This is a genomic window from Planctomycetota bacterium (genome assembly GCA_035574235.1).
GTDB lineage: Bacteria > Planctomycetota > MHYJ01 > MHYJ01 > JACPRB01 > DATLZA01.
The window spans coordinates 1-24,701 of sequence record DATLZA010000008.1 but is presented as its reverse complement, the minus strand read 5'-3'; the positions used below and the strand labels follow the sequence as shown (position 1 = coordinate 24,701).

The window sequence follows — 24,701 nt, the reverse complement described above, 5'->3', positions numbered from 1 at the left end:
TCTACTTGAGCCCGAGTCCGAGGATCTCTTTGCAGTAGCGGACGCTCTTTTCGAGCTCGTTCTTCTGGTAGGCGCGCTCCGCCTCGCGGCGGTCCTGGCCGGGGGGCACCCGGAAGGGTTCCCGCGGAGTTCCCCGCCTGGCCATGCGGACGAATTTGGCGAAATCGACCGCCCGGGCCTCGGGCCAGGCCGCCCAGAAGTCGTCCCGCAGATAGGGATACTCGCGCGCGAAGCCGGAAATGATTTCCAGTTGGACGGGCGTCTTCGGGCAGAGCTCGGCGAATCGGCGGAAGTAATCCTTCCAATCCACCTGTCCTTCGCCCAGGGCGGTCCACTGGACGAAGGCTCCCTGCGGGCTTTCCCAGACGGCCGAGTCCCGGATGCCCGTGCTGACCGCATAGCGTCCCAGGATTTCGAGGTTCTCGCGCGGATCCTCGAGGGCCCACGTGGCGTTGCCGGAATCGAGGGTGGCGCCCACGTAATCCGGTCCCGCTTCCTCGATGAGCGCCACGACTTCCCGGGCCTGCATGTCTCCGGCGTGATTCTCGATCGCGATCTTGACTCCCGCGTCGAGCGCGCGGGTGCGGACCGCCTTGAAGACGCGGACGGTGTTTTCGATGTGCCGGCGGATGCCTCCTTCGGTCTTCCGGTCCTCGCCGCGGCCCAGGAAGCAGCGCGCGACGGTCGAGCCGAGCGCCCGGGCGATGCGGATCGTCAGCGCCAGGTGCTCCTCGGGCGGGCCCCACTTAGGATTCCACATTCCCGAGCTCGGGCAGATGCATCCGGTGCCCACCTGGATGTCGATTCCGAGATCGGCGGCCTTCCGGCGCAGGTCGCGGAGGTACGCGTCGTCGTGGCTTTCGTAGACGTCGAGGTCGGAAAGGAGAACCGTGTCCAGCCGGAGTTCGGCGGCGTATTCGAGGAGCTTCGGGGCCTTCCAGCCGAGCGCGCGGATGGAGAAGTTGTCGAAGCCGAGCTTGAGCCCGAGCCGGGCGGGCCGCTCCTGGGGGCGCGGCGCCGCGGCCGCGGCGGCGGCGACGGAGCCGAGGAACTCGCGGCGCGTCCATTCGTTTCGCATGCGTCCTCCTCCTGGGAGAGGCCTCATCGTACGACACGACCCCGGGCGGCCGTCAACGGACTTCGCGCGGTCGCAGCTCGGCGTCGAGGACGGCCGCGCGGGCCCGGGCGCGGATGCGCGCGAAGATGTCCGGCGGGAAGCCGCCCGCGAGGGCGCCGGGCGCGCCGACGAATTCCAGAGTGTAGATCCGATGGTGGAGGGCCCGGAACTCCGGATCGTCGAAGAAGGGCGCTTTGGAAGCCGTGGCGCCCTCGTAGGCGAAGGAGAGGCGGGCCGCCAGGGGCACGTTCTCGAGGCGGTAGGTGCCGTCGGCCGCGGCGCGGGCGCGGCGCTCCTCGCGGCCCCAGACGCTCACCGCGATCTCGGCGGGCGCGCCCTTTCCCTGCAGGGTCACGCGGCCCGAGATCGTGGCGTGGAGCGGGGCCGGAGGATCCGCGAAGTAGATCGGATTCGTGATCGCCGCGACTCCGCGGACCCGGCCCAGGAGCTTGGCGATCGCCCACCGCTCCGCCCGGAAGGGAACGGCGCCGCGGTACTCCCGGCGTCCCCGGGCCTCCTCGATGAGACGGACGGGCTTTCCGTCCGCGATGATCTCCAGCCTCTCGATGGCGTCGCCGGGATCGGCGGAGGCATAGGCTTCGATCTCGAGGGTATGATCGGCGCGACCGCGCGGCGCCGTGTCGCCGGGGAGCAGCACGCCGTCCGCGCGGACGAGAAGGAAGGCGCCGGAGGAGACGAAGTTGCGTCCGGCGGCGACGGCGCGGGCCGCCTCGCCCACGTCCACGGGCCCGGAGGCGTCCGGGAGGAGCGTGTAGGTCACGTAGGGGTCGCGGCGGATATCCTCGCGTCCGAAGGGCGTGTCGTTTTCGGCGACTCCGGGGACGCGGAAGCCCTCGTTCAGGGCGGCGAACCAGAGCGCCTGATCTTCCGGATGTTCATAATGGTCGCCCATGACGGCCAAGCCGCCGACCGGCGCGCCGGCCAGAAGGTCGAAGGGGAACGAGGCCGCCAGGTTGCTCACGCGGTGGGGTCCCACGGAAAAGCTGCGCGTAGGATGGGCGTAGATCCCGATCCAGCCCTGGTCGCGCCAGGCTTTCAGGCAGTCGTAGATGGGCGGCAGCTCCCATTCGGGGGAACGGTAGGGACCCAGCGGTCCCGGGCGCCCCTGGGTCTGCCACTTCTCAAACGGGTCGTCATAGAACGTCCACCAGCCGTCGGCGGGCTTGTCGGTGTAGGGATACGTGAGGGGTCCGCGCCCGAGCAGCCACACGTGGCCGTAGCGACCTTTGATCTGTTCATTGTTCCACGCCAGCGTGCAATGGCGCCCGTACCGCTGGTTCCAGGCATCGCAGGCGGCCTGGGTGCGGCCGCCCGCGTGGACGGTCCGGTTGTTGTCGTCGCGCGCGTCGCAGGAGCCGTTTCCGTCGAAGACCCAGGGTCCGCCCCCGCCGGCGGCGAAGTACGCCCATCCTCGCGACGCCATGGCGGCCGCCGCGAACTCGAGGGTCACGGAGGCGCCTCCGTAGTTCTTGTTGTGGGAGCCCTCGCGGATGAGATGATTGTGGTCCCCTCCGGCCACCCAGCCGCGGCGGCGCAAATTCACCCAGCGACGCAGGGCGATTCTTTTTTCGCCGGCTCCGGCGGGCGTCCATTCCTCTCGGTGGGCGAAGAACTCGTAACCGGCGTCCGCGTGGAGCGTGTAGCGGCCCGGCGGGAGCGGGACGCTCCAGCCCTCGGGCGGGACGAAACGTCCTTCCAGCGTGCGGTATCCGCAGGAGCCCACGAGGCGGCCGCGCTCGTCCCGCACGACGACGCGCGCGAAGACAGGTTCCCCCGAGTCGGCGTCCACGACGCGGATCGTGACCGGGGTTTCCTGCGCGGCCAGAGCCAGGAGCGCGGCCAGAATCGTCATGAGGGGAAGCGTACCCGGTTCGAGGGGAACGGTCCAGATTCGGCTCAGGGGGCGCGCGCGGCCTCGCCGGCGGACGCGGCCGGACGCGCGGCGTACTCGCGCCGGCGCCGCTCGATGCGGGCTTCGTCCGCGTCTCCGTCGTGAAGCACGACGCGGTACCGGAGGCGGAGCGGACGGGCGGGGTCCAGGACGAGCGGCTCGGGGAACGAGACGGCGGCGCCCATCCAGCCGTCGTCCCGGCAATGCCAGGCGGTCGGGTGGCGCGGGTTGTCGGGATGGTCGAGGATCGCCACGCCGGCCCGGCGGCCCGGCGCCGCCGGTCCCGAAAGATCGATCCAGGGCGAGCGCTGAAGATGGACGCCGCGTTCGTTGAGCCTCCCTTCGGCGTTGCGGATCCGGCCGCCCCCGTCGAAGGGAGAGAGCGAGCGGGCCGCGCGCACCGCGAGGAAACCGAAGGACGTGGGGCCCAGGGTCAGGGGCTGGGGTCCGGCGGGGAGGGGCTCGAGCTCGACGTCGAGGAGCCGCACCCCGCCCAGGGAGCGCCAGAGGGTGAAGGTGCGGCGCTCGCGGAGGATTTCGGCGGAGCCGTCCAGCCAGCGGGTTTTCTGGACCAGGCGGCAGAAAAGCGGTCCGTCCTCGAGGCTCTCGAAGCCGTCGTGCACGATCCGGCCGCCGCGCTCGGACCAGAAGTCCCGTCCGCCGACCGCGGCGTGGGCGATCCAGAGCGAATAGTGGTGCGCGTGGGTTTCGCCGGGGTCGTGGGGCTTGCCGAACTCCGTGAGGACTTCTCCCCGCGGGGAAAGCACCGGGTAGAAGAACGGCCGGCGGGGGCCCGCCTCGGGCGGATCTTCGGCGGAAGGGCCCACATGGTAGACCAGAGCGGGGGATCCGTTCTCCTCGAAGACCACGCGGCCGTCCAGGGGGCGTTGCGGGCGGATTCGAAGGATCGGCGCGGCGCGCGGCTCGGAGGCCAGGCCGTTTTCGTCGAACGCGCGGAGGTCGTAGGGCGGGTAGGGCACCTGGACGAAGCGGCCGGCGCGGGGCGCGGACAGCTCCAGGCGGTAGCGCGACGCGCCGGCGCGGGCGATCCAGAAGAGCGTTCCGGCCTGTCGGACCGCCGGGGGAAGGGGGCGGCCCGCCGGGTACTCGCCGACCAGGCTCATCGTCCGGGGCGTGTCCGGCAGGGTGGCGCGTCCGGAGGGGCGCGGCTGCGGGGCGGGAAGGAACTGGAGGGTCTCCTCATGCTCGCGGCCCCCGGGGTCGATGCGGACGATCCGCAGCGAGCGGTCGTCGAAGGGCATATCCGCGCCCGCGCGGCGCAGGAGGTCCGTGAAATCGAGCGTCAGGGAGACGGGGATGAAGTCGGCGTCCTCGGGAAGGTCGCGCACGTCGAGGGGGACCGTCCAGCGCAGGACGGGAGGTTCGGGCGGGGCGGGAGGCGGAGCGCAGGAAGCCGCGAGGAGGAGCGGGATCAGCGGGCGCCGCACGCCTACTTATACGGCCGGGTCCGGGGTTCAGGCGCAGAATCGCTCGAGGGCCCGGAAAAGCTTGGGCGGGTCGATGGGCTTCTCGAGGAGCCCGGCGAAGCGGCGAAGTTCCCGGCGGGGCAGAATTTCCCCGGTGAAGGCCATGACCGGCAGACGGGCCCATTTCTTCTCGCGGCGAAGGACGTCGAGGAATCGGAATCCGTCCATCACGGGCATTCGAAGATCCAGGAGGATCAGGCACGGATTCCGGCGCCGGAGTTTTCGCAAGGCATCGGCCCCATGAGCGGCCAGAATGGGTCGGTAGCCCTTCATGCGCAGGATGAAGCCGAGCAGGTTTCGGATATCCGCGCTGTCTTCGATGACCATGACGTCGCGGCGCGGCGGGGCGGGCATCCAAGCGTTGATCGTTCGCGGAGGCGCGGCGTTACGGGCGGGCTCAAGAATTGCTTGACGGGGGCCCCGGCCGGTCGGCATTCTGGGGCCGGGAAGGCGGCCCCCCGCGGGGGGAGTTTCACGCCGGCGACCGGGGTGAGCGGTCGTTGGGATTGGAAGAGGGGGCCTATGAAGCTCACCGATTTCGTGATCCTGCTGGTCGAAGACGACGCCGATCAGGTGGCGCTTTTGCGGCGGGCGATGGCCCGGGCCCACCTGGTCAATCCCCTGAAGGTCGTGGGGGACGGCGAAGAGGCGATCCGGTACCTCTCCGGCCGTGAGGAATATGCCGACCGCCGGCGTCACCCGTTGCCGTCGCTTGTTCTTCTGGACCTGCGGTTGCCGCGGAAGTCGGGGCTGGACGTCCTGGAATGGATGCGGCAGCGGCCGGAGGTGCGGCACGTTCCCGTCATCGTGCTGACGTCGTCGCCCTTGAGCGAGGACCGGGAGCGGGCGCTGGCCCTGGGGGCCCATTCGTATTTGGAGAAGCCGGTCGACCTGAACGGCCTCTTCGAGATCGTCCGGTCGCTGGGAGTGTACTGGATGATCCTGCACCCGGGGGCGGCGACTTCGGGCGCGGGCGCGCGGCGCTGCGAGGCGCCGGCGGTGCCCGTCCGGTAACGCCGGCGGTCGCGGCGGCTCATCGAGGGGGATGGATCCGCGGATTCCCTCCGCTCGCCGGTTCCCTCCGTCGGGGGGCCTTCGAAGCGATCGGAGATCTTTATTGAATGTTCGCCTTGGACCATGGAAGGAACCCGCAAGTCTCCGGCTGAAGACCCGCGCGAGGTCGCGCCGCCGCCGACCGAGGAGCGGTATCCTCTCATCCTCGTCGTGAGCCCCACGTTCGAGAATGAACATCCGATTCCGGTGGATTACACCCGGGACGGGGACGACTATTCCCCGCGGATCGGATGGGCGACCATTCCGAGAGGCACGCGTTCGTTCGCGCTGCTGTGCGAGAACCCGGAAGGGCCGCGGGGAAAGCCGTTCCTGCACTGGTCGATCTTCAACATCCCGCGCGTTCTGGTCGGCGTGCCGTTCTGCGAGCTGCCCAAAGGGGTTTCCAAGACGCCGCGGCCGCCCGAGGTGCCCGGCGCCGTGCAGGGGCGCAACGACTACGACGAAGTGGGCTACGGCGGCCCCACGGCGCCCAAGGGAGGCGGCGTGGCCCGGCATTTTTTCCGCCTTTACGCGCTGGATGCCCTTCTCACGCTCGGTCCCGAGGCGGACCGGGAAGAGCTGCTGCGGGCGATGAAGGGGCACATCGTGGGCTACGGGCACGTCGTGGGCACGTATCGCGGCCGCGAGTAGTCAGGCGAAGTCTTCGAGCTTCCAGTCCTGGTCGAGCGTTCCCAGCACTTCCACCCGCAGGACGGCGGCTCCGCTTTGGGGGTCGCGCGCCTCGTGCACCTCGAGGACGACGGAGCAGGAGGGGCACTGCACGGGGTGGCCGGCGTCGGCGGCTCCGACCACGATTTCCTGTCCGCATCGGCAGAAAAGCTCCTGCGTGGGGCCGGGAGCGGCGGGAAACGAGGCGTCGTCCCCGGGGGCGCCCGCGTTCTCCGGCGGCTCGGCGAGGAAGGACGCGGGTTCCTCGGCGGCCGGGGGAGGCTCGGGTTCAGGGGCGGGCGGCTCGGCGCGCGGGACGAAGACGGGGCGGATGACGGTGAGGAGCGTCTGGGGATCGCGGGCTTTCTGAAGTTTCATCGAGCGTCCGCAGGAAGGGCAGGTGAAGTTGCTGCCGGCGTGGAGGAAGCCGACGTCCAGGGATTGTCCGCAGGCGCAGGTGGGCGCGCCGCCCGATCGGCGTTCCGCGGGTTCTGGGGCGGGCGGCGGCGGAGCGGGGGGCGGGGCTGCGGGGAACGGGTCCGGGGGAGGCGGGGCCGGGGGCAGCGAACGGGAAGGTCGGGCGGGCCGGGCGGGGGTTTTCTCGACGATCATCCACTTCCCGCAACCGGGGCAGCGGGTGTTGCGGGACGCCTCGTCCGGTCGGATGGGGCGGCGGTATCCGCAGCCGCAGGAAAGGTGCATGCGGGGGGCGGCGGGATCGGCCTCGGGGGCCGGGACGGAGGGGCGGCGGGCGGCCGGTCGAGTTCGCGCCTGGGCCAGCACGATGGGGGAGAGGGTCTGGGTCTTCGGATCGCGGCGCCACGCCACGGTGAAGGACAGGCGGCAGGACCGGCAGACTTGGAGGCGTCCGAAGGTCGAGGTGTGGACGGCGGCGAGGGCGCCGCAGCGGCAGGCGATGGTATAGATCTGCCGGCGCGCCGGGGGTTGGGCGGCCATAGGGTCCCGTAGCCTCCTTCCCCCCTCCTGTAGTGTAATTGTAGCGCGGAAACGGGGAGCGGGGAAAAAATCCGCGGTACGGGCCGGGGCTTTTCCGCCGTCCGCCGACGCGGGGGCGGCGCGCGTACAGTAACGGGTATTTCGGGAGGACGGCTCATGCTGCGCGTCGCGTTGGCGCTGGGGGTTTGGGCGGCCGCGGTGCAGGACATCGACCCGTACGATCAGTCGAAGGTGCCGATCGAGGTCGAACCGGCCGATGGGTCGCGGGCCAAGATCGTGCTCGTGGCGGGGCGGATGAGTCACGGCCCGGGGGATCACGAGTACTTCGCGGGCCTGGCGCTGCTCATGAAGATGCTCGAACGGATTCCGGGGGCGGCGCCGGTGTTCGTGCGGGACGGGTGGCCGAAGAACGAGAAGGTGTTCGAGAACGCCCGGTCGATCGTCTTTTTTTGCGACGGCGGGGGAGGGCATCCGCTCGTTCAGGGGAACCGGATGGAAGTGATCCAGAAGGAGATCGACCGGGGTGCGGGGTTCGTGGCGTTGCACTATGCGCTCAATTTTCCGGCCGGTCCGGGCGAGCGGGTTCTGGGCTGGCTGGGGGGCCACATCCTGGGCGGGTACTCGACCTCGCTGGCGACGAAGTGGACGGCGGAGTTCAAGGCGCTTCCGGAGCATCCGGTGACGCGGGGCGTGGCGCCCTTTGCGCTGCACGATGAGTGGTACTACTTCTGCAAATTCGTGCCGGGGATGAAGGGGGTGACGCCGATTCTCAAGGCCGTGCCGCCGGATTCCACGCGCCAGACGGCCGCTTCCAGGGAGCATGCGGGGCGCGAGGAGGTGGTGGCCTGGGCGTATGAGCGTCCGGGGGGCGGGCGCGCGTTCGGCTACACGGGCGGGCACATGCACCGCAATTGGGGCGAGGTCTCCGTGCGGCGCCTGGTGACGAACGCGATTCTCTGGACGGCGGGGCTGGAGGTGCCCGAGGGGGGCGCGCCGGTGGATCTTGATCCTGCGGAGCTCAACCGCAACCTGGACGACAAGCGGAGGAAGAAGTAGGGGATCGCGCGGGGTTCAGGTCCTGGAGGGTGGTGGACAGGACCGGAGTTGAACCGGTGACCCCTGCATTTTCAGTGCAGTGCTCTACCAGCTGAGCTACCTGTCCACGCCGTTATAACGCGGTTTTATTTTTGGTGTCCTAGAGTGTCCTAAATGGGGTAGAATGATCCCGCCTTCGGAGGGGGATACGATGGGCCAACGCATAGCGGTAAAGATACGGAGAGGCCTCCGGATTGTCAAGCGGGGCACCGTCTGGTACGTGGAAAAGTGTACCCACGGGCGCCAAGTGCGGCGCTCGCTTGACACCTCGGATCCTGAGGAGGCGATGCGTCGAGCCCTCCAGCAGGACGAGCAAGGGGTGCCTTCCTTTCGGATCCCCAAACCCCCTTCGGCGCTCACTTTGGGAAAAGTGTTCGACGAGTACGAAGAGTGGTACCAGAAGAACCGGCGTCCTGCCGGCGCGGAGCGCGCGCTTCCCATCGTCCGCCTCTTTGTCGAATCGGTCGGTGCCGAACGGGACGTCCGGGAGGTGACGCGCGAACACGTTCAGCGTTGGGTCGATGAGCGTTCCGACGGCCGTTCGGCTCTCACGGTTCGAAGCGATTTCGCCCGCGTGCGCGCGTTCCTCCGCTGGATCGCGGCTCGAAAGGGCGGCGTCGATTGGAACGTCTGCCGGGCGATCGAGAAGCCGAAGGATGAGGAAACGACGAAGGAGGCCCCCAGCACCGAAAAGATCCAGGCCGTCCTCCAGAAACTTCAGGGCCACCCCTGGCTGGGCGACTTCGCTGCGGTGCTCGCCGAGACCGGGATGCGCCCCTCCGAGCTGCTCGGCGTGCGGGGGATGGATCTCCGTGGAAAGCTCCTGTCGATCGTCCCTTGGGAAGGACGCCAGCTGAAAAGCAAGTGGTCAAGACGCGTGATCGAACTCAACGCGACCGCCGCCAAGATCCTGCAGGAGCGCGTGGCCAAGATGTCCGACAAGTCGTTGCCCATCTTCGCCACGGCTGCGGGCACGGTGTACAAGGAACGGAGCGTGTACCACATGCTCCTGCGTGCGCTTGCGGACGAGAAGGGCAAGGTTCCTGAATCGATCCGTGTTACCCTTTACGACTTCCGCCACTTCTTCTGCAGCGAGCATGCGGCGCCGGGCCCCCAGCACATGGAGGTGGAAGCCTTGGCGGCCTATATCGGGCACGCGCCCGGCTCCCTCCGGACGCTGCTTCGCTGGTACACGGATCAGAACGCCTTGCGGCGCGGCGCTCCGCCGCCCCTGGTCGCTCCTCGGCAGACGGGGGGGGCGGACGGCCCGGATCAGCCGCCTGCTGGGCGGTCATAAGAAGAGCGTCGCACCGGCAGCGGGCGGGTCAGGCGGCGCGGGACCTGCGCGGGTGTCACGATCATCGGGTGGGGAGAAGCGACGCTCCGGATCATAGCCGAAGCGATCCGCGGACCCCCTGTCGGTTTGAGCCCACCTCTGCAAGATTTTCCAACGAGCGGCAAGGTTTTCTTGCACGTTCGGCCTCCGACGTGCGCTCCCCGAGGAGGGCGCTCACGTGGCACAGGGCTTGCATATCCCGCTTCGGGTTTGAAAGTTAGGAGGATTCAGCGATGGCTACGCGTCGTGGGGTCTGCGGAAACATTGGGAATCACCGCGTGTGCGTATTCCAGAGGTTTCGGAGGTAGGTACGAGGAGAACAGAGCCGTGGTTGAACCCGCTCTCTCCAAGGCCGGGACGGTCGGATCCGACCTGGGCGGACGCAAGGCCGCCCCCCCGCCAGGACCCGGGGTGCATCCGAAGTGCTATCGGGCGCCCCGGGTTCCCCCGGTCTCCCATCTCAGGGTATTCTTAACGGCATGAACCGGATGGTTTGCTCGATTCCGAGGACGGGGAAGGCTGGACATGCGTCTGATCTGCACGGTCGGGGTCACTCCTGCGGTCGTAACCGAGGCGCTCGACAAGTATTTTTTCGAAGAGCGGCGGGCGATTCGGGAGGTGATCCTTCTTTGCACGTCGAGTCCCCGCGTTACGGAGTCCCGAAGACGGATTCTCGACGAATTCGAGGGCGGCCGACGTTCGGGGGATATGGAAATTCTTCAGACGCGCTATCCCTGTCGAGTTCCAGGCATAAAGGCGGACCCTGCCGGGCCCGTGGACGTTCGATGCGGCGTTTTTCCATTCAACGACTTTGACCATCCAGGAGCCCACGAGGCGCTCCTCGGCGAGCTCGCCTTCCGCATCGTCCAGGCCGGCGACGCCGGCCTGGAGGTGGAGGTGTGCCTGGCCGGCGGGCGCAAGACGGAAAGCGCGGTGGCGGCGATCGCGGGCCAGCTTTTCGGGGTGCGGCGCGTGGTCCACGTTCTCCCGACGGGCCTCACGGACGAGGAGCAGCGCTCGCCGGCGCTCCACTTTGAACTGAGCCGGTACGTCCTGGTCGAGCTTCCGCTGATGGATTTCTCCGGGGTTACGCGGAGGATGCGGGACGCGATCGGGACGAGGATCTCGAGTGCCGAGGAAGCGTCCGAGTTTCTCCGCGAGCTGCGCGTCCATGTCCCCAACCTCGCCGCGCTCGAGACGGAGCGGCTGTATCGCCCCCCGCGGGATGAGAAGGACCTCGTGACGTTCGGGAGGATCCGCACCCGGAATCCGAAGATGAAGGAGGCGGTGGAGCGGGCCCGGGGCTACGCGACGGTGGGTCATTGCGTGCTCCTCGAGGGACCCACCGGGACGGGCAAGGGGGTTCTGGCTCAGGCGATTCATGAAAACGGACCGAGAAAGGCCAAACCTTTCGTGATCTATCAGTGCGCCGCCAAGCCGGATCATTTGTTGCACTCGGAGCTTTTCGGGGCGGAAGAGGGTGCCTACACGGGGGCCGAACGGTCTCGGGCCGGCGCCGTCGAAGCGGCCCGGGAAGGGACGCTCTTCATCGACGAGATCGACAGCCTCAGCCCGACCGCCCAGGCGGCCTTGTTGACCCTGGTCGAACGGAAGGAATACTCCCGCCTCGGGGAAAGCAAAACGAGGAATACGAAGGCCCGTTTCATCGTGGGGACCAACCGGGACTTGTGGACGGAGGTGCGCGAGAAGCGGTTTCGAGAGGACCTCTATTATCGGATCGCCTCTCTGACGATCCGGCTTCCTTCCCTCGGCGAGCGTCGGGAGGATCTGCCCCTGCTGGCGGAGGACCTGCTGCGGGAAATCTGCGCGGAGGAGGGCGTCCCCTTCCGCCCCTTCAGGGAGACGGAGGTGCGGCTCCTGGAGGACTGTTGCTGGCCTGGAAACGTCCGCCAGCTGAGGAACGTCCTTCTTCGCTGGGTCGTCGACGGCGTCCGCTCTGGAAAATGGTCGGAAACGGAACTGGCGCGCCTCGTGGACGAAGCGCGGGATCGCGCGAACGGCGCGGAGGACGAGTGGGAGCGGGCTCGGTTGAAACTGCGGGAGGTTCTGCACCGTCGCACGACCTATGATCGGGTGAAGGCGGATCTTCCTCCGAAGGATCTCGAGAGGTTCATTCTTCTGGCCAGGGCTCAGTACGAGGTGGAGGCGGGCCCGAGGCGGTCGGACCCGGACTTCCGGGAGAATTGGTTCCGAGAGCACTTCGGGGTGAAGTCGCTCGACTCCGATCTCTTCCGCGCGCGCCGACGCCCGGCGCCCTGAGCCGCGGGCCTTCCACCGGAACTTCCGGCGCCGGTTCCCGGAGCGTGGAGGCGTGCCCCGTCGGCGTGAGACGCGCGGGTCTACCCCGAGAAGAAGTCGTGCATCGGCTTGACAACGCGCCGTCGTGTGTTAAAAAAGTTTCGCCCCTTGGCACATAGGCCATGGGGGTGTGGGACGGTCGTCCGGGAAGGACGGCGGACGGGAGGGTGTCCGGTCATGGATTTCGGAGTCTCGTGGCCTCCGATCGAAGTTCTGCCGCTGCGCATCGTATTTCGGCTCGAAGGGGATTTCCGGATCCCCGAGTTTCCGGGCTCGATGATCCGCGGCGTTCTGGGGCGGGCTCTGAAGGAGCTTGTCTGCGTGGCGGAACACCGGGATTGCCTGCGCTGCGTCCTGCGCGCCGGATGCGCCTATCCGTGCGTCCTGGAGCCGGTGCGGCCTCAGGGGATCGGGGTTCTGGAGGGGGAGCGGACGATTCCGCCGCCCTATGTCCTGCGCTGGGAGAGTGCAGGGACTGAGCTTCGTTCGGGGGACTTCTGGACGGTCGGGGTGACGCTGATCGGTTGGGCGGCGCGGATGGCGGGGCACGTCGTGGCGGCGCTGGAGCGGGGCGGACGGACGGGGTTCGGTCGGGAGCGGGTGCCGGTGGCCATCGAGAGGGTGGAGGAAGAGCAGGGGGCGGGGCGGATCGTCCTTCGGCCCGAGCGACTTCCCGAGCGGGCGCGGCCGCTGCCGCTTTCGGAGCTGGAGCGCCGGGTTCCCAAGTTCGACGGCGAGGCGCGGCTGGTGTTCCGGACGCCGGCGCGGATCACGTCGGGAGGGCGGCTTCAGCAGGAGCCGGACGGGCCGGCGGTGCTGCGCGCCCTTCTGCGGCGGGTGGGGGCGATGACGGCCTTCTACGGAGGAGGCTCCGTGGAGGAGCCGGCGCGGCACCTGGCGCGGGAAGCGGAAACGCTGGAGTACCGCTGGGAGGACCGGCGCTGGCAGGAAGCGCCGCGCTATTCCGGGCGGCAGAAGACGCGCATGTCCCTCGGAGGAGTGATCGGGACCCTCCGACTGCGGGGGGCGCTTTCGGCCTGGCGCCCCTGGTTGGTGGCGGGCCAGTGGCTTCATCTGGGCAAGAACGCTTCGTTCGGCCTTGGGCGATATGAGCTGAGGGCGGTCGATGGGAAAAGCAACGATTGAATTCAAGACGGTCACCCCCGCGTTCATTCACCGGGAACCCCCCGGGAAAGCGGAGCGGGAACCCCGCGGGGAAGCGGAGTTCCGCATTCCCTCGCTCCGCGGCGTGCTCCGGTTCTGGACGCGGGCGGTCTACGGTCCTTTTTTCGGCAACCCGAAGGAGCTTTTCAGGAAGGAAAGCGAACTCTGGGGAAAAACCGAGTGGGCCTCGCGCGTTCGGCTTCGGGTCGACGGCGTCACGCCTGAGGAAACACGGCAACATCCGTTGCTTCCTCACAGTCCGGAGCGGAAGTCACCCTCGACGGCGCTTTCTCCGAATCGGACGTACCGTGTTCGAATAGACGGCTCCCGCGAGAGTCTCCGAGAAGCCATCTGCATTCTGCGCCTAGCCACGGTGCTGGGCGGGCTGGGACAGCGCTCGCGTCGGGGAGCGGGATCCTTCGACGTGCAGGTGCTGGAAGCCCCGGAGGACCTCGAGGAACGGTACCGCAACCCGCTCCCTCAGGACCCGGAGCGACTCGCCCAGTGGATCAGAGGCACCATCCAACATCTCCAGCGCAACATGGGCCAGCCTGCTCATTCCGGGGAAGCGCCGTTTCCGATGCTCTGCCCGGCTCCCCACGCGTGCGCATCGATCCGGGTGCGCCGAGGCAGTGCCGCCGATGCGGAGAATGCACGGAGGGACATCATGATCGCCCTCAGGGGCTATAAATCGCCAAGTTGGGGGCTTCCGTATCTCAAACCCCGCGCGGGACATCCCACCATCGGCGGGAGGGACGTGCGCTGGGCCAGCCCTGCTCATTTTCGGATCCTGCGGGGAGACAGGGGAGTCCTGGAAGTGCTCACGGTCCTCAAAAGCCCATTCCCATCGGTGATTCCCATGGATCTGCGCAACTGGAATGAAGTCGATCGCTTCGCCAGGAACTTCGGAGGCGTAGTCGCATGGCCATAACCGACGAGCGTATTCTCCGGCTCAAAATCGCGGCGCTTCTGCACGATCCTCCGGAAAAGGCAGGGATCCTGTTTGCGGCGCCGCATGAAGACGTGGCGAAAGAGCTCCTGACGGCCGCGGGCCTCGAGCCCCAAATTCCCGAGGCGGTCCGGCAGGCGGACCGCATGGCCGCCGGCGCGGACCGGTTTCCTCTTGAAGATCGCAAGAAGTACGCGGTCGGCTGGCGCGAGAATCCCCAGCTCACCCATCCCTTGTCCGGCCGCACGTATGACCTGGCTCCGCACGATTGCCGGAAGGACACGCTCATTTCCACCGACTGGGAAACGGTGTCCGCCTCCGTACGGGAAGCCGTCGGACATATCGAGAAGGAGTATTCGAACCTTTGGATGCGCTATCTCGCGCTCTGGCGCCTCCTGCCTCGGTACCTCATGGACGGGCGGTTTCACTCGGGGGGGCGGAAGGAAGAACTGGGACTTCTCTGGAGCCTCCTTCCCGCGGACAGCCGCATTCCGGATCACTCGATCTGGGAGCATGCCCGCCTGACCTCGGCGCTGGTGGGCGCAGGGGACGATCCTGCCCTCTTTTTCTTCGCTCTGGGACCCGTGCAGTCGTTGATCGCGGCGGCCCGGAAAAGCGCGGACCTCTGGGCGGGATCGGTTTTCCTGTCCGAGCTCCTGGCCCGGGCGCTCCTGGCGGTGGCCTCCGAGCTGGGTCCGGACGCCGTCATCTTCCCCGACGTGTGGGGACACCCGCAAGTGGACCGCTGGCTCGCGAAAGAGGGAGTGAAGGACTGCGAACCGGAGGACGAAGCGTTTCGGATTCCTTCGCTGCCGAACCAGTTCCTGGCGGTCGTCCCTCTCGAGAAGGTGGAGAAGCTCGCGGCGGCGGCGGAAGGGGGCGTCAAGGAGTTTCTCGAAGGAGAAGCGAAAAAGTACGCCGCGGAACTCAAGGAGCAGGGCAGGGCTCAGCTCCTGTCGGCGATCGAGACGTACTGGAGCGCCGTCCCCTGGAAGCGTCTTTTCACGGACAAGGAGGGAAAGGGCAAAGAGGAGCTTCTGTCCTGGTGGCGGAAAGTTCAGAACTGGACGCGTAAGGAGTCGGCCTTTCTGAAGCAGATCAAGGAGGAATCGGCGGCTTTTCGGTTCCTGAATTCGGGGGCGGCGTACGGAAGCCTCGTAGACCTGGCGCGTCTCTCGCTCGATTCGGTCAAGGCCTCTAGGGTGCGGGCGGTGGAGGAGGAGGAAGGGAGGCACCGTTGCCATCTCTGCGGCCTGCGTTCGGCGGTCTGGGAAGATCCAAGGGACGAGGATCGGGTCGATCGGCTGTGCGGGGTGTGTACGGTCAAACGTCGGCTCGGCCGCGACCGCCGGGTACACGGTCAGGGATTCCCTTCCACCTCCACGCTGGCGGCGGCGCCCTGGTTCGAGCGTCTGGCGGAAACCCTCGAAAGCCGTGCGGCCGGCACGGACAGGCTGCGGAGCGCGCTGGAAAAGGTGCGGTCCGCCGTGTCGCAGGTGGACAAAGATAAGGAGCGATACTGGATCCCCGACCATACGCACGAGAAGCTGCGTTCCTGGCAAATCCTAGAGGATCTGGCTTACGCGGACGCCCGCTGGCTGTATCTCGATGCCGTGTCGGCGGACGGCCAGGAGGGAAGCAGGGACCTTGTAGAGGCCTTGCGCGAGCTGCGGGGGGCTCTGCAGGAGCTTCACCTTCCTGTCGAACCGCGCCGCTATTACGCGGTTCTGGTCGCCGACGGCGACGGAATGGGCAAGTGGCTCTCGGGGGAACGCTGCCCCTCCTACGATGAGGTGGTTCACCAGAAGGTGATGGGCCACCTGCCGTTCGGAGACGTGAAGCGTCCGTACGCCCCCGCGTACCAGGCGGCTCTCAGCCGTGCGCTTCGGGACTTCGCCCGCCATGTGATCCCCCACGTCGTCGAAAAGGCAGGGCCGGGGGCGCTGGTCTATGCCGGCGGAGACGATGTGCTGGCGCTTCTTCCGCTGGAGCCCCTTCCGAGGATCGCGCGCATGATCCGCTATGCGTTCGCCGGAGAGCGTGAAGAAGGGGATCGCGAGATCGGAATCCCAGGGGCACGTATGCGGAACGGCTTCGCGCGCTTCGAGAGAGGCCGCCATGAGCTTTACCGGCTTCTGGGCCCCCAGGCGACCCTGAGCGCCGGAATCGCCGTGGCGCATGCGAAGAGCCCGATGCGCCTGGCCCTCGAGGCGGCGCGGGAGTGCGAGGAGCTCGCCAAGTCCGCCCCGGAGAAGAACGCGGTGGGCCTGGCGGTCCTGAAGCGTTCGGGGGATCGGGAGGTTCTCTGCTTCCACTGGGCGGCGCTCGACGTCATGGACCTCGTGGCCGGCGTCTTCCGTGGAAGACCCAGCCAGGAGCTTCCCGGCGCCCGGTTCTTCCTTTCACGGAAGTTTGTGGGCCACCTGGAGGAGTCGCTTCCCCTTCTCGAAAGAGAGCCGGAGGCCCGCCAGGAGCAGATCCTGTGGCTTCTGCGGAGGCATCTTTACATGGCGGGGGGCGCCTCCGAGGAGGCGCAGGGAAAGATCCTTTGCCAAGAGAAGGAGCGGATCGCGCAGGAAGTTTCCGCGGCGCTCGAGGCGGTCCTGAAACGCTTCAAGGAGCCCCGGCACCCGTCGGGCTATCCGGAGGAATACTTTTGGCCGAGCGCCCAGTTGGTCCGTCTCGTTGCGGCGGCGGAGTTCCTCGCCCGGGAGCGTGACGAATGAGCGAACGATGGGTGGATCTGGAGCCGGTGGATGTGCTTTTCTTCCGCGACGCCCGTCCTTTCGGAGCCGGGAGCGAAAATTACGCGGAGGGAATCTTCCCGCCGCTGCCGTCGGTGACGGCGGGGGCGCTCCGGACGGCCGCGATGGCCTCGTACGGAGCGGACTTCTCCGCCAGGCGGCTGGAAGGGCCGGCCGCCGAGGTGTGGGGCCGGCCGGGAGAGGCGGCTTTCCGCGTGAGCTTCAAAGGGCCGTTCCTGCGACGCGGGAACGATCTTCTTTTCCCGGCGCCTGCGGATCTCGAATTTTCGCAGGAGAGGGTCTGGCGGTGGGCTCCGCTGGGCCGGGATCGGCTTCCGTTCTCTTCGTCGCTGGCCAGGGAGGGGCTCCGCTCGCTTTGGAAAATCGAGGCGGGCCGGGGAACGGGGGAGAAGCTCGAAGGGCCGGTCTATCTGACCGCACGGGACATGGAGGCCTGGCTTTCCGGCGGGATTCCGGGGGAGCCGGTCTGTGCGGAGGCGCTCTGGGGAACCGAAAGGCGCTTTGGAATCGCTCTCGGCGGCACGCGCACCGTAAGAGAGGGAATGCTCTATTCGCTCCGGATGGTCCGCCTGAACGAGGAAAAGCGGGTTCGTCTTGCGGTGGCGGTCGAAGGCGAGGGTGTCGCGCCTCTTCGGGATAAGGGGATTCTTCGCCTCGGCGGAGAGGGGCGCATGGCACGGTGGGAGAAATCCACGGCAGGTCGCTGGCCCGCCGGCTTCATGCGGGAGGGCCGGTTCGCCTGGACGTTCGTGACGCCGGCCATCTTCATGGAGGGGCAGACAGCAGGGTGGAAGCCTTCCCGGATCTGCAAGAGAGAAAACGGCTGGGTTCTGGACGACGGGGACGTGCGCGCCCGGCTCGTCGGCGTGCGTTTGCCGACGATGGTCCCTGTGTCCGGCTGGGATATCGCGGCCAGGAGCGCCAAACCCCTGCGTCTCGCGGTTCCCGCTGGAGCGGTGTACTACTTCGAGCTGGAGCGGGGCGATCCCGTTCAGAAGTACCACGCCCGATCGGTTTCGGACGTCGGAGCTCAGGAAGGATTTGGAATCGTGTTGGTCGGAGGTTGGGATTATGTTCAAGCGTGAGGCGCTGCTTTTTCTTTATGCGGAAACGCCGGTGCACTGGGGAACGGGGTCCAGCATCGGCGCGATCGATCTGCCCATTCAGAGGGAGCGCCATACCGGTTACCCCATGGGCCAGGGGGCCGGCATCAAAGGAAGTGTGCGCGACCTTCTCTATCGGAAGGAATCGGACAGGGACCGCCGAGCGCACCTGGAAACGATCTTCGGACCCGAGACGGGAGCGGAGGCGGATAAATTCGCCGGCGCCGTGGCGTTCGGGGACGCGAAGCTGATCCTGTTCCCCATCCGGAGCCTGCGCGGAACGTTCGCGTACGCCACAAGCCGGCCGGCCCTGGAGCGGCTGGCGAGGGACGCCGAGGTCCGGGACTGGAAGCTGACGGAGCCGGAGAAAAGCGGAGCCCGGGTCACCACGAAAAGCAGCCTGGTGCTCGAGAGCTCCCCGGCGGCCGTGATTCTGGAAGAAAGCCGCTTCGCGGCGAAACCCGATTCCGCCCTGGACGCCGTGGCCGAGTGGCTTCGGAAGAACGCCGTCGCCGAGGGGTACTGGGCGGAACGGATCACGAGCCACCTCGTGCTCCTTCCGGAAACGGACTTCCAGTACTTCGTCCGGACCTCGACCGTCGTCGAGGCACATACGAGGATCGACGACACGAAAGGTACGGTTGCCGACGGCGCTCTCTTTCAGGCCGAGTTCGTCCCCTGCGATTCGCTCTTCTATGTGCCGCTGGCGGCGGCGGACCCCTTCGGGGGAAGGGGCAAGACGAACGGTCTGGGGGATGCCGCCGCGATTCTCAACAAACTGAGGACCGACCTGGACGGGGCGCGGATGCAGACGGGGGCGGACGCCACGACGGGACGCGGAATCGTGCGGCTGAAGTTCATGGAGAAAGGAGGCGCCCGATGAGCGGCGAGAAGACGATGGATCAGCGTCGGGCTCAGCATGTCCTTGGAAAGGTGGCGACGACGCCCCTGACGAAGGAACATAAAAGCACCGTCGAGTCGCTCCCCAGCATGATCATGGCCTCGGGGCTGGGGCCGACGCTTGCGTTTCTCAGGGCCAAAAGCGACGACCCTCACACGTGGACCTACAAGGTCTTGCAGGAGTGGCTCCATCAGGGGTGTGCCGATCAGATCGGCTGGAAGTCGAAAAATGATGACCTTCTCGGACGGCTGGCGGACGAGGATTCCTTCATCTATCGCGCGGCCACCCAGGAGGCGCTGGCCTATGCGGCCTGGCTCAAGCGCGCGGTGCGGGCCAGGGTGAAGGAGGGCGGGGAGGCGCGGGGGAAAGGAGGGGCCCCGTGAGAAATGGATCCTTCGACCCCGCCCCAAGAGAGCGTCCGAAAGAGACGCCGGTGTTGCTTGCCCTCTGCGTCCCCCGGGACGCCGCGGATGCCCTCCGGGTTCAGCAGCTGCCGGTGGAAAGGTGGGCGGAGGAGGTCGTTCGGCGCGCCGGTCCGCCGGCCAACCTGGGGCTTCTTTTTCAGCGCTGGATGCCTCTGCGGCCGCCGGACAGAACCCTGAAAAACAGCAAAGGCAATCTCTTGAGGCAGATGGCCGAGCAAAGCGGAGCTGCCGACCAGTCGCTTCTGCGCGAGATCCACCGGCGCCTTGATGCGGCGCTTGAATCCCTCAGGTCGCTCGGCGCCGCGGTGGTCTCGGAATCGGCGGTTCTGACCTCCCGGCTGGTTTCGCGCCTGGGGGAGCCGCATGCGCTCGAAACGGGGTTCATGTTCCACCCCCTCTACGGGGTTCCGTACCTTCCGGGAAGCGGAATCAAGGGGGCGGTCCGGGCGGTTGTTCATCCTCAGGACAAGAAGTTGGCCGAAACGCTTTTCGGGACGCAGGAGAAGGCCGGCCGAGTGATCTTCTTCGACGCTTTTCCTCTGACCTGCCGGCTCGAGGTCGACTACCTGACGCCCCACTACAAGGAGTACTACCCCGAGGGAAAGAGATGGTCCACCGATGACCAAGGGCCGAATCCCGTTCCCTTTCTTTCCGTACCGGCGAGAGTGGAGTGGAGGTTTCGCGCCGCGGTTCTTCCGGCCCGCGGGTCCGACCTGGAGCCGGCGGAATCCCTGGGCGCACGGCTGAGGTCGGCGCTCGGGGAAGCGCTCAAAGATCGAGGTCTGGGCGCCAAGAAAACGGCCGGCTACGGAGTGTTTCAAATCGGAACGGCGGAAACTGCAGCTGCCGCGCCGCGCCGTGAGTCCGCCCCTTCCCTTCCGGCGCCGTCCCTCAAAAGGGGCGATCGAGTCGAGGTCGAACTGCGTGAGAAGAATCCCAAGAAGGGGACCTGGAAGGTATGTCACCTGGCGAGCGGCCGCATCGGCTTCATCGTCAATTCGAAGGATGCGCCGGGGGACTGGACTGCCGGACAGCGCGTTTTCGTTCTGGTCGACTCGGTATCGAGCCAGGAAGGAGGGAATATCAACTTTCGGTGGGTCCCGCCGGGCCCTTCCGCCCCGGCAGCGGGAAAGAAGGGAACGTCCTAAGGGAGGAAAAGCCGTGCCGCGTCACATTCTTGTAACCGTAGGGACTTCGCTTCTAACCAACCGCGATGACCGTCCCTGGGGCGGATGGAAACACGGTCAGGATTTGCCTCCGGAGGCCGACGTCATCCATTGGCTCCGCAGGGCGGATCCGGCAGCGGCGTCCGCTGAGATCCATACTCTCCACCGGCTCGAAGTCGGCACCGATGATGCCCTCTTTTTTCTCTGCTCCGAAACGCCCGAAGGATGCTTCTGCGCCCAGGCTCTCCAGCATCATTACGAAAACCTGGGGATCAGGGGCGAGGTTCAGATCATCACCGGCCTCACCGCGGAGCCGCAAGCGTTCTCCCGAGGTCTCAAAAGCATGATCGACATTCTTCTTCGAAGAATCAGGGAATCGGAGGACAAAGGGGCGCAGATCGTTCTGGCGGCGACCGGCGGCTATAAGCCGGAATCGGCTTTCCTTACCCTCCTCGGAGCCTTGGCCGGCGTGGAAGTCGTGTACCTCCACGAGCGGCACCACGAGCTCGTTCGGATTCCGCGTCTGCCTCTTCAATGGAATGAGGAAATCGTCCTTCGGAATCGCAAGTTCTTCGAGTGGATCGACGAGGAGCCCCGGCCCACGGAGAAAGTCGAGGAATGGCTCAAGGGAAATCCCGAGCTACGTTTTCTGACGGCCCCGGCCGAGGACGGAAACACCTACCTCACCGTGGCCGGAAGCCTCCTCTGTCATGCTGTGCTCCATCCTCGCCGTCCCCGCGTGGTGTGGCCCCAGGCCGATCCTCGTTCGCCGGCCGAGAAAAACGGGCTCTCCGGCGTCGCGCATGAAAGACCGGCCGGCTGGGAGAATTTTGTGCGCTGGCTCTGCTCGATCGACTGCGTCCGCTATGTGCGGTTCGATGGGGAAGCGGGCCGGGGCGCCCGGGTACGCCTTGCCGACGCCGAGCGAGGACACATCTTCGTGCGCTACGAGCGCAGCGGCGAAGTTCTGCCCCTCCGGGTTGAAACGACGGCGCAGGGTGAGGCTCAGACCGCCCTGGTCGCAGAGTATCTCAAAATGTTTCAGGTACGCCGGATATGACCGCGAAGTCGAAGCCGCCTGTCCTCTACATCGCCACGGTCGGATCCTCTCCGGAGCCCATTCTGCACGCTCTAACGGAGCGAACTCCGGATCGAGTCGTTTTCATCGTCTCGCCGGGCAGCCGCCGTGTCGTCGAGGAGAAGATCCTGCCCGCTCTCGGGAAGGGCGTTTCCTGGGAACTGCTTCTGCTTCCCGATCCTGAGGACCTGACCGATGCGGTGCGTCACCTGCGGGCTTTGACGCCGAAGGTGACCGACTGGGTGAGCAACCGTGCCGGCGTGCTGGCCGATTACACGGGAGGGACCAAGGTCATGTCGGCGGCGCTCCTTCTGGCCGCCCGGCGATGGCCTGCCGAGTTTCTCTACGTGGGTGGCGATCGGCGCACGAAGGACGGCCTCGGAGTGGTCGAAACGGGCTCCGAACGGCTCTACGCGCGTCCCAATCCGCTGGACGCGTTCGGCTACCAGGCCGTCGAGGACGCGGCGGCGCTTTTCAACGGCGGCTACGTGGCGGCGGCCGGACGGCTTCTTCGAGACAGCCTGAAGACAACGGCCAGCCAGGTGGTCAAAAGACTCCTGGGAGCCGTGGCCGCTTTGGCGGAGGGGTACGCGCATTGGGATGCGTTCCGGCCGGCGGACGCCGTTCCGCGCTGGGAGGAGTATCTCCGCGAAGCCGCTTTTGTCGGCGAAGTGCTGCACAACGCCGCCGAGGTTCGCCGCAAGGTCGAAGAGCACCTGGATCATGTGTGCCGGCTGGCCGCCTCCCGGGAGCGCCCGTCGTCGGATTTTGTACGGGATCTGGCGGCCAACGCCAAGCGGCGCTTCGAGGTGGGGCGGGTGGACGAGGCGGTGGCCGTCTGCTACCGCGCGATCGAGGCGACCGCCCAGATCCGTCTTGAGGAAAAATATGGTCTCAAGACCTCCGAGGTGCCGCTCGAGGCGCTGCCGGAATCGATGCGGGCGGGCCGGACGGGAGCTTCCGTGAAGCTGGCATTACAGGACGCCTACCAGTTTCTGGCGGCCCAGGGGGACGAGCTCGGTCGGCGCTTTCAGGAGCTGGGTCTGCACGATCCGAAAAAGTCCGTCCTCGTGGCCCGGAATCAGTCGATCCTGGCGCACGGTTTCCAGCCGGTGGGCGAAGAGACGTACCTGAAGCTTTCGGAGTCGCTGCGCCGGCTTGCGGGACTTGAGGAAGGGGACCTGGAGCGGCTGCGTTTCCCGAGGCTGGAGGCATGACGCCGGAGGACTTCGAGCGCACGCGGCCCGCGGACCCGGCCGAGGCGCGGCGGAGACTGGGAGAGCTTCTGGCGCAGCGCGCGGCGGAGCGGGGCGGACATGATCGGTGGGCCCGGCTGGCGGAATCGCTGGGGGCGCACGATCTGGCCCTCCGGGAGCTGGAACGGGCGGTGCGGGACGAGCCTGAGCGAGCGGATCTTCTTCTGGAGTTGGCGGAGCGGTATGTCGAACGGGGACGGCACGAAGCGGCGGCGCGGTTGCTGACGCGCCTGCGGGCTTCGGGCGGACCGGCGGATCCGCGCGTGGGGGAGCTCGAGACCCTTCTCCGGGCGGAAGCCGATCCGGTGACGCCACCGCGGGAGGCGGAGGGTCCACGGACGGTCGAGGACGCCGAAGCGGTGCGGTTCCTGACGCTTTTCCGGGGCCGCGAAGATGTCTGGGCCCGGCAGTGGTGCGACGAGCGCGGAAGGGTGGGATATTCGCCGGTGCGCGATCCTCTGACCCCGTCGGTCATCCGCAATCACCTTCTGGGAAACGTGACGGTGGGGGTTTATCCCATTCGCGTGGACGACACGGTTCGATTTTTTGCGGTGGATCTGGATCTCAACAAGTCGGCGCTCGAAGCGGCACGGGCGGACCCGGCGGCCGCGCGGAAGCTGCGCGAAGACCTGCAGGGACGGGGGGTGGGTCTTCTGGCGGATTTGAAGGACATCGGATTCGAGCCGCTTTTCGAGGATTCGGGGTACAAAGGGAGGCACTACTGGGTGTTTCTCGAGCAGCCCGAGGCTGCCGAGGTGATCTGGCGTCTGGGGGAGGCGCTTCTGGCGTTTCTTTCGGTGCGGATTCCGCCGACGATGCATCTGGAGTTCTTCCCGCGGCAGCCTTCGAGGGGTGGCGGAGCGGCGGGAGTGGGCAACCTGATCAAGCTTCCCCTGGGCGTGCATCGCAAGACGGGGCGCCGGTCGGTTCTTCTGGACGAGACGGGGCGTCCGCTTTCGGATCCGTGGGCCGCGCTGCGCTCGGTGCGCTTGCTGGGGCGGGAACGCCTGTATGAGATTCTGGAAGTCCTCAAGCGGAGGGTGGGGCCGGGGACGGCGCCGGCGGCGCGCCCGGCGGCGCGGGAGGAGCCGCTTCCGGCGGGTCCTCCGCCGCCCGAGGTTCCGCCGGACTGGACGGAGGCGGACTTCGAGACGCGGCGGGAGGTCAGGCATGTGCTGCGGCGCTGTCCGGTGCTGGCGGAGCTCAAGAGGCGCGCGATGGAGCACCGCACACTGGCCTACGAAGAGCAGCTGGTGCTCATTCACACCTTGGGTCATCTGCCGGCGGGGGTGGCGGCGGTGAATTATCTTCTGGCGCGCTGCGCGAACGTTCCGGCGGACCGGCGGATGAAGAGTCCTCTGGCGGGCAATCCCATGTCATGTCCGAAGATCCGGCAGCGGATCGGTCATGTGACCTCGAGGGTGGACTGTTCGTGCACGTTCGAGTTCGCGCCGGACCGGTATCCGACGCCGACGCTGCATTTGTTGACGCTCAAGGAGGCGGAGGCCCTGAAGGAAGGGCGGGCGGAGGCGCCGGACGACGAGTCGCTGGCGCGGCGCTACGCGGAGCTTCTGCGTCGTCAGGAGGAGCTGCGCCGGGAGGTCGCGCGGACGCAGGAGGCGCTGGTGGAACGGCTGCGCCGCGCGCCGGGCCGGTCGGTGGCGTGTCCGGGGGGACGGTACGAGCTGTGCGGGGAGGGGGGGGTGGAGGAGCTGCGGTGGGTGGCGGAGGCGTCGGATGCGGACGCTGGTGGTGAGCGAGCAGGGCGCTGAGATTTCGGTGCAGGGGGACGCGCTGGTTCTGTCGGTGGGAGGTCGGGAAGCGCGGAGGGTGGCGTTTGCGGAGCTGGGGCTGGTGGTGGTGATGGGGCAGGTGGAGCTCACGTCGGGGGCGCGGAGGGAGCTTTTGCGGCGCGGGATCGATGCGGTGTTTTTGTCGGCGGGCGGGCG

Annotated in this window: 22 protein-coding genes and 1 tRNA gene; 16 read left to right on the top strand and 7 right to left on the bottom strand. The window is 67.4% G+C overall.

The window, feature by feature from the left end; translation table 11 throughout:
* Position 1 precedes the first annotated feature (1 nt).
* Genes VNO22_00460 through VNO22_00445 form a run of 4 tightly spaced genes read right to left on the bottom strand, consistent with a single transcriptional unit; the run spans position 2 to position 4,870 of the window.
* Entirely contained in the window at positions 2 to 1,078 is a 1,077-nt protein-coding gene (locus VNO22_00460; protein ID HXG59819.1) for a sugar phosphate isomerase/epimerase, read from the bottom strand.
* Between the two features lie 52 nt (positions 1,079 to 1,130).
* Positions 1,131 to 2,990 carry a CehA/McbA family metallohydrolase gene (locus VNO22_00455; GenBank protein HXG59818.1) on the bottom strand — a complete coding sequence of 620 codons (1,860 nt, stop codon included), beginning with the start codon at positions 2,988 to 2,990 and terminating at the stop codon, positions 1,131 to 1,133.
* Positions 2,991 to 3,034: 44 nt separating this feature from the next.
* Positions 3,035 to 4,477, bottom strand: coding sequence for a PmoA family protein (locus VNO22_00450; protein HXG59817.1), 1,443 nt, complete (start codon positions 4,475 to 4,477; stop codon positions 3,035 to 3,037).
* 27 nt (positions 4,478 to 4,504) lie between these two features.
* A complete protein-coding gene (locus VNO22_00445) occupies positions 4,505 to 4,870 on the bottom strand; it encodes a response regulator (GenBank protein HXG59816.1) in 366 nt (121 codons plus the stop codon).
* Positions 4,871 to 5,038: 168 nt separating this feature from the next.
* Here VNO22_00445 and VNO22_00440 point away from each other — a divergent pair, with 168 nt between their 5' ends.
* Complete coding sequence (locus tag VNO22_00440; GenBank protein ID HXG59815.1) at positions 5,039 to 5,530, top strand: response regulator; 492 nt, start codon at positions 5,039 to 5,041, stop codon at positions 5,528 to 5,530.
* 123 nt (positions 5,531 to 5,653) lie between these two features.
* Positions 5,654 to 6,220 carry a YbhB/YbcL family Raf kinase inhibitor-like protein gene (locus tag VNO22_00435; GenBank protein ID HXG59814.1) on the top strand — a complete coding sequence of 189 codons (567 nt, stop codon included), beginning with the start codon at positions 5,654 to 5,656 and terminating at the stop codon, positions 6,218 to 6,220.
* Here the strand turns inward: VNO22_00435 and VNO22_00430 are convergent, their stop codons facing one another.
* Positions 6,221 to 7,195 (bottom strand): hypothetical protein, encoded by a 975-nt coding sequence (locus tag VNO22_00430; protein HXG59813.1) that lies wholly within the window; start codon positions 7,193 to 7,195, stop codon positions 6,221 to 6,223.
* A gap of 156 nt (positions 7,196 to 7,351) precedes the next feature.
* On the opposite strand from VNO22_00430, the gene VNO22_00425 reads away from it, so the two are divergent.
* Positions 7,352 to 8,251 (top strand): ThuA domain-containing protein, encoded by a 900-nt coding sequence (locus VNO22_00425; protein ID HXG59812.1) that lies wholly within the window; start codon positions 7,352 to 7,354, stop codon positions 8,249 to 8,251.
* 30 nt (positions 8,252 to 8,281) lie between these two features.
* On the opposite strand, the gene VNO22_00420 is transcribed toward VNO22_00425, so the two are convergent.
* Positions 8,282 to 8,357 (bottom strand) — tRNA-Phe (locus tag VNO22_00420).
* A gap of 219 nt (positions 8,358 to 8,576) precedes the next feature.
* Between VNO22_00420 and VNO22_00415 the strand changes: the two genes are divergently transcribed.
* The 9 genes from VNO22_00415 to cmr6 all read left to right on the top strand — a co-directional run bounded on the left by VNO22_00415 (position 8,577) and on the right by cmr6 (position 20,400).
* Entirely contained in the window at positions 8,577 to 9,587 is a 1,011-nt protein-coding gene (locus VNO22_00415) for a tyrosine-type recombinase/integrase (GenBank protein HXG59811.1), read from the top strand.
* A 564-nt stretch (positions 9,588 to 10,151) separates the two neighbouring features.
* Entirely contained in the window at positions 10,152 to 11,906 is a 1,755-nt protein-coding gene (locus VNO22_00410) for a sigma 54-interacting transcriptional regulator (protein ID HXG59810.1), read from the top strand.
* Positions 11,907 to 12,122: 216 nt separating this feature from the next.
* Positions 12,123 to 13,091, top strand: a complete 969-nt coding sequence (cas6, locus tag VNO22_00405; protein HXG59809.1) for a CRISPR system precrRNA processing endoribonuclease RAMP protein Cas6 — start codon at positions 12,123 to 12,125, stop codon at positions 13,089 to 13,091.
* Positions 13,072 to 14,040 carry a type III-B CRISPR module RAMP protein Cmr1 gene (cmr1, locus tag VNO22_00400; protein ID HXG59808.1) on the top strand — a complete coding sequence of 323 codons (969 nt, stop codon included), beginning with the start codon at positions 13,072 to 13,074 and terminating at the stop codon, positions 14,038 to 14,040. Before cas6 ends, cmr1 begins: the two co-directional genes overlap by 20 nt.
* On the top strand, positions 14,031 to 16,784 hold the full coding sequence (gene cas10 / locus VNO22_00395) for a type III-B CRISPR-associated protein Cas10/Cmr2 (protein ID HXG59807.1): 2,754 nt from the start codon (positions 14,031 to 14,033) through the stop codon (positions 16,782 to 16,784). Before cmr1 ends, cas10 begins: the two co-directional genes overlap by 10 nt.
* A complete protein-coding gene (gene cmr3 / locus VNO22_00390; protein HXG59806.1) occupies positions 16,781 to 17,908 on the top strand; it encodes a type III-B CRISPR module-associated protein Cmr3 in 1,128 nt (375 codons plus the stop codon). Before cas10 ends, cmr3 begins: the two co-directional genes overlap by 4 nt.
* A complete protein-coding gene (cmr4, locus tag VNO22_00385) occupies positions 17,895 to 18,809 on the top strand; it encodes a type III-B CRISPR module RAMP protein Cmr4 (GenBank protein ID HXG59805.1) in 915 nt (304 codons plus the stop codon). Before cmr3 ends, cmr4 begins: the two co-directional genes overlap by 14 nt.
* Positions 18,806 to 19,210: a type III-B CRISPR module-associated protein Cmr5 gene (gene cmr5, locus VNO22_00380; GenBank protein ID HXG59804.1), complete on the top strand. Its 405-nt coding sequence runs from the start codon at positions 18,806 to 18,808 to the stop codon at positions 19,208 to 19,210. Before cmr4 ends, cmr5 begins: the two co-directional genes overlap by 4 nt.
* A 50-nt stretch (positions 19,211 to 19,260) precedes the next feature.
* Positions 19,261 to 20,400 (top strand): type III-B CRISPR module RAMP protein Cmr6, encoded by a 1,140-nt coding sequence (gene cmr6, locus VNO22_00375; GenBank protein ID HXG59803.1) that lies wholly within the window; start codon positions 19,261 to 19,263, stop codon positions 20,398 to 20,400.
* 52 nt (positions 20,401 to 20,452) lie between these two features.
* Here cmr6 and VNO22_00370 read toward each other — a convergent pair whose 3' ends face one another.
* The gene (locus VNO22_00370) at positions 20,453 to 20,917 is read right to left on the bottom strand and encodes a hypothetical protein (protein ID HXG59802.1); all 465 of its coding nucleotides are present in this window, start codon (positions 20,915 to 20,917) and stop codon (positions 20,453 to 20,455) included.
* On the opposite strand from VNO22_00370, the gene VNO22_00365 reads away from it, so the two are divergent.
* The 4 genes from VNO22_00365 to VNO22_00350 form a co-directional block, all read left to right on the top strand.
* Positions 20,888 to 21,478 (top strand): hypothetical protein, encoded by a 591-nt coding sequence (locus VNO22_00365; protein ID HXG59801.1) that lies wholly within the window; start codon positions 20,888 to 20,890, stop codon positions 21,476 to 21,478. The genes VNO22_00370 and VNO22_00365 overlap by 30 nt on opposite strands.
* Positions 21,475 to 22,713 (top strand): TIGR02710 family CRISPR-associated CARF protein, encoded by a 1,239-nt coding sequence (locus VNO22_00360; protein ID HXG59800.1) that lies wholly within the window; start codon positions 21,475 to 21,477, stop codon positions 22,711 to 22,713. The genes VNO22_00365 and VNO22_00360 overlap by 4 nt, the downstream gene beginning before the upstream one ends.
* Entirely contained in the window at positions 22,710 to 24,524 is a 1,815-nt protein-coding gene (locus VNO22_00355) for a CRISPR-associated primase-polymerase type A1 (GenBank protein ID HXG59799.1), read from the top strand. The genes VNO22_00360 and VNO22_00355 overlap by 4 nt, the downstream gene beginning before the upstream one ends.
* Positions 24,490 to 24,701: CRISPR-associated endonuclease Cas1 (locus tag VNO22_00350; GenBank protein HXG59798.1), on the top strand; the 212-nt coding region annotated here is incomplete at its 3' end. The genes VNO22_00355 and VNO22_00350, both read left to right, overlap by 35 nt.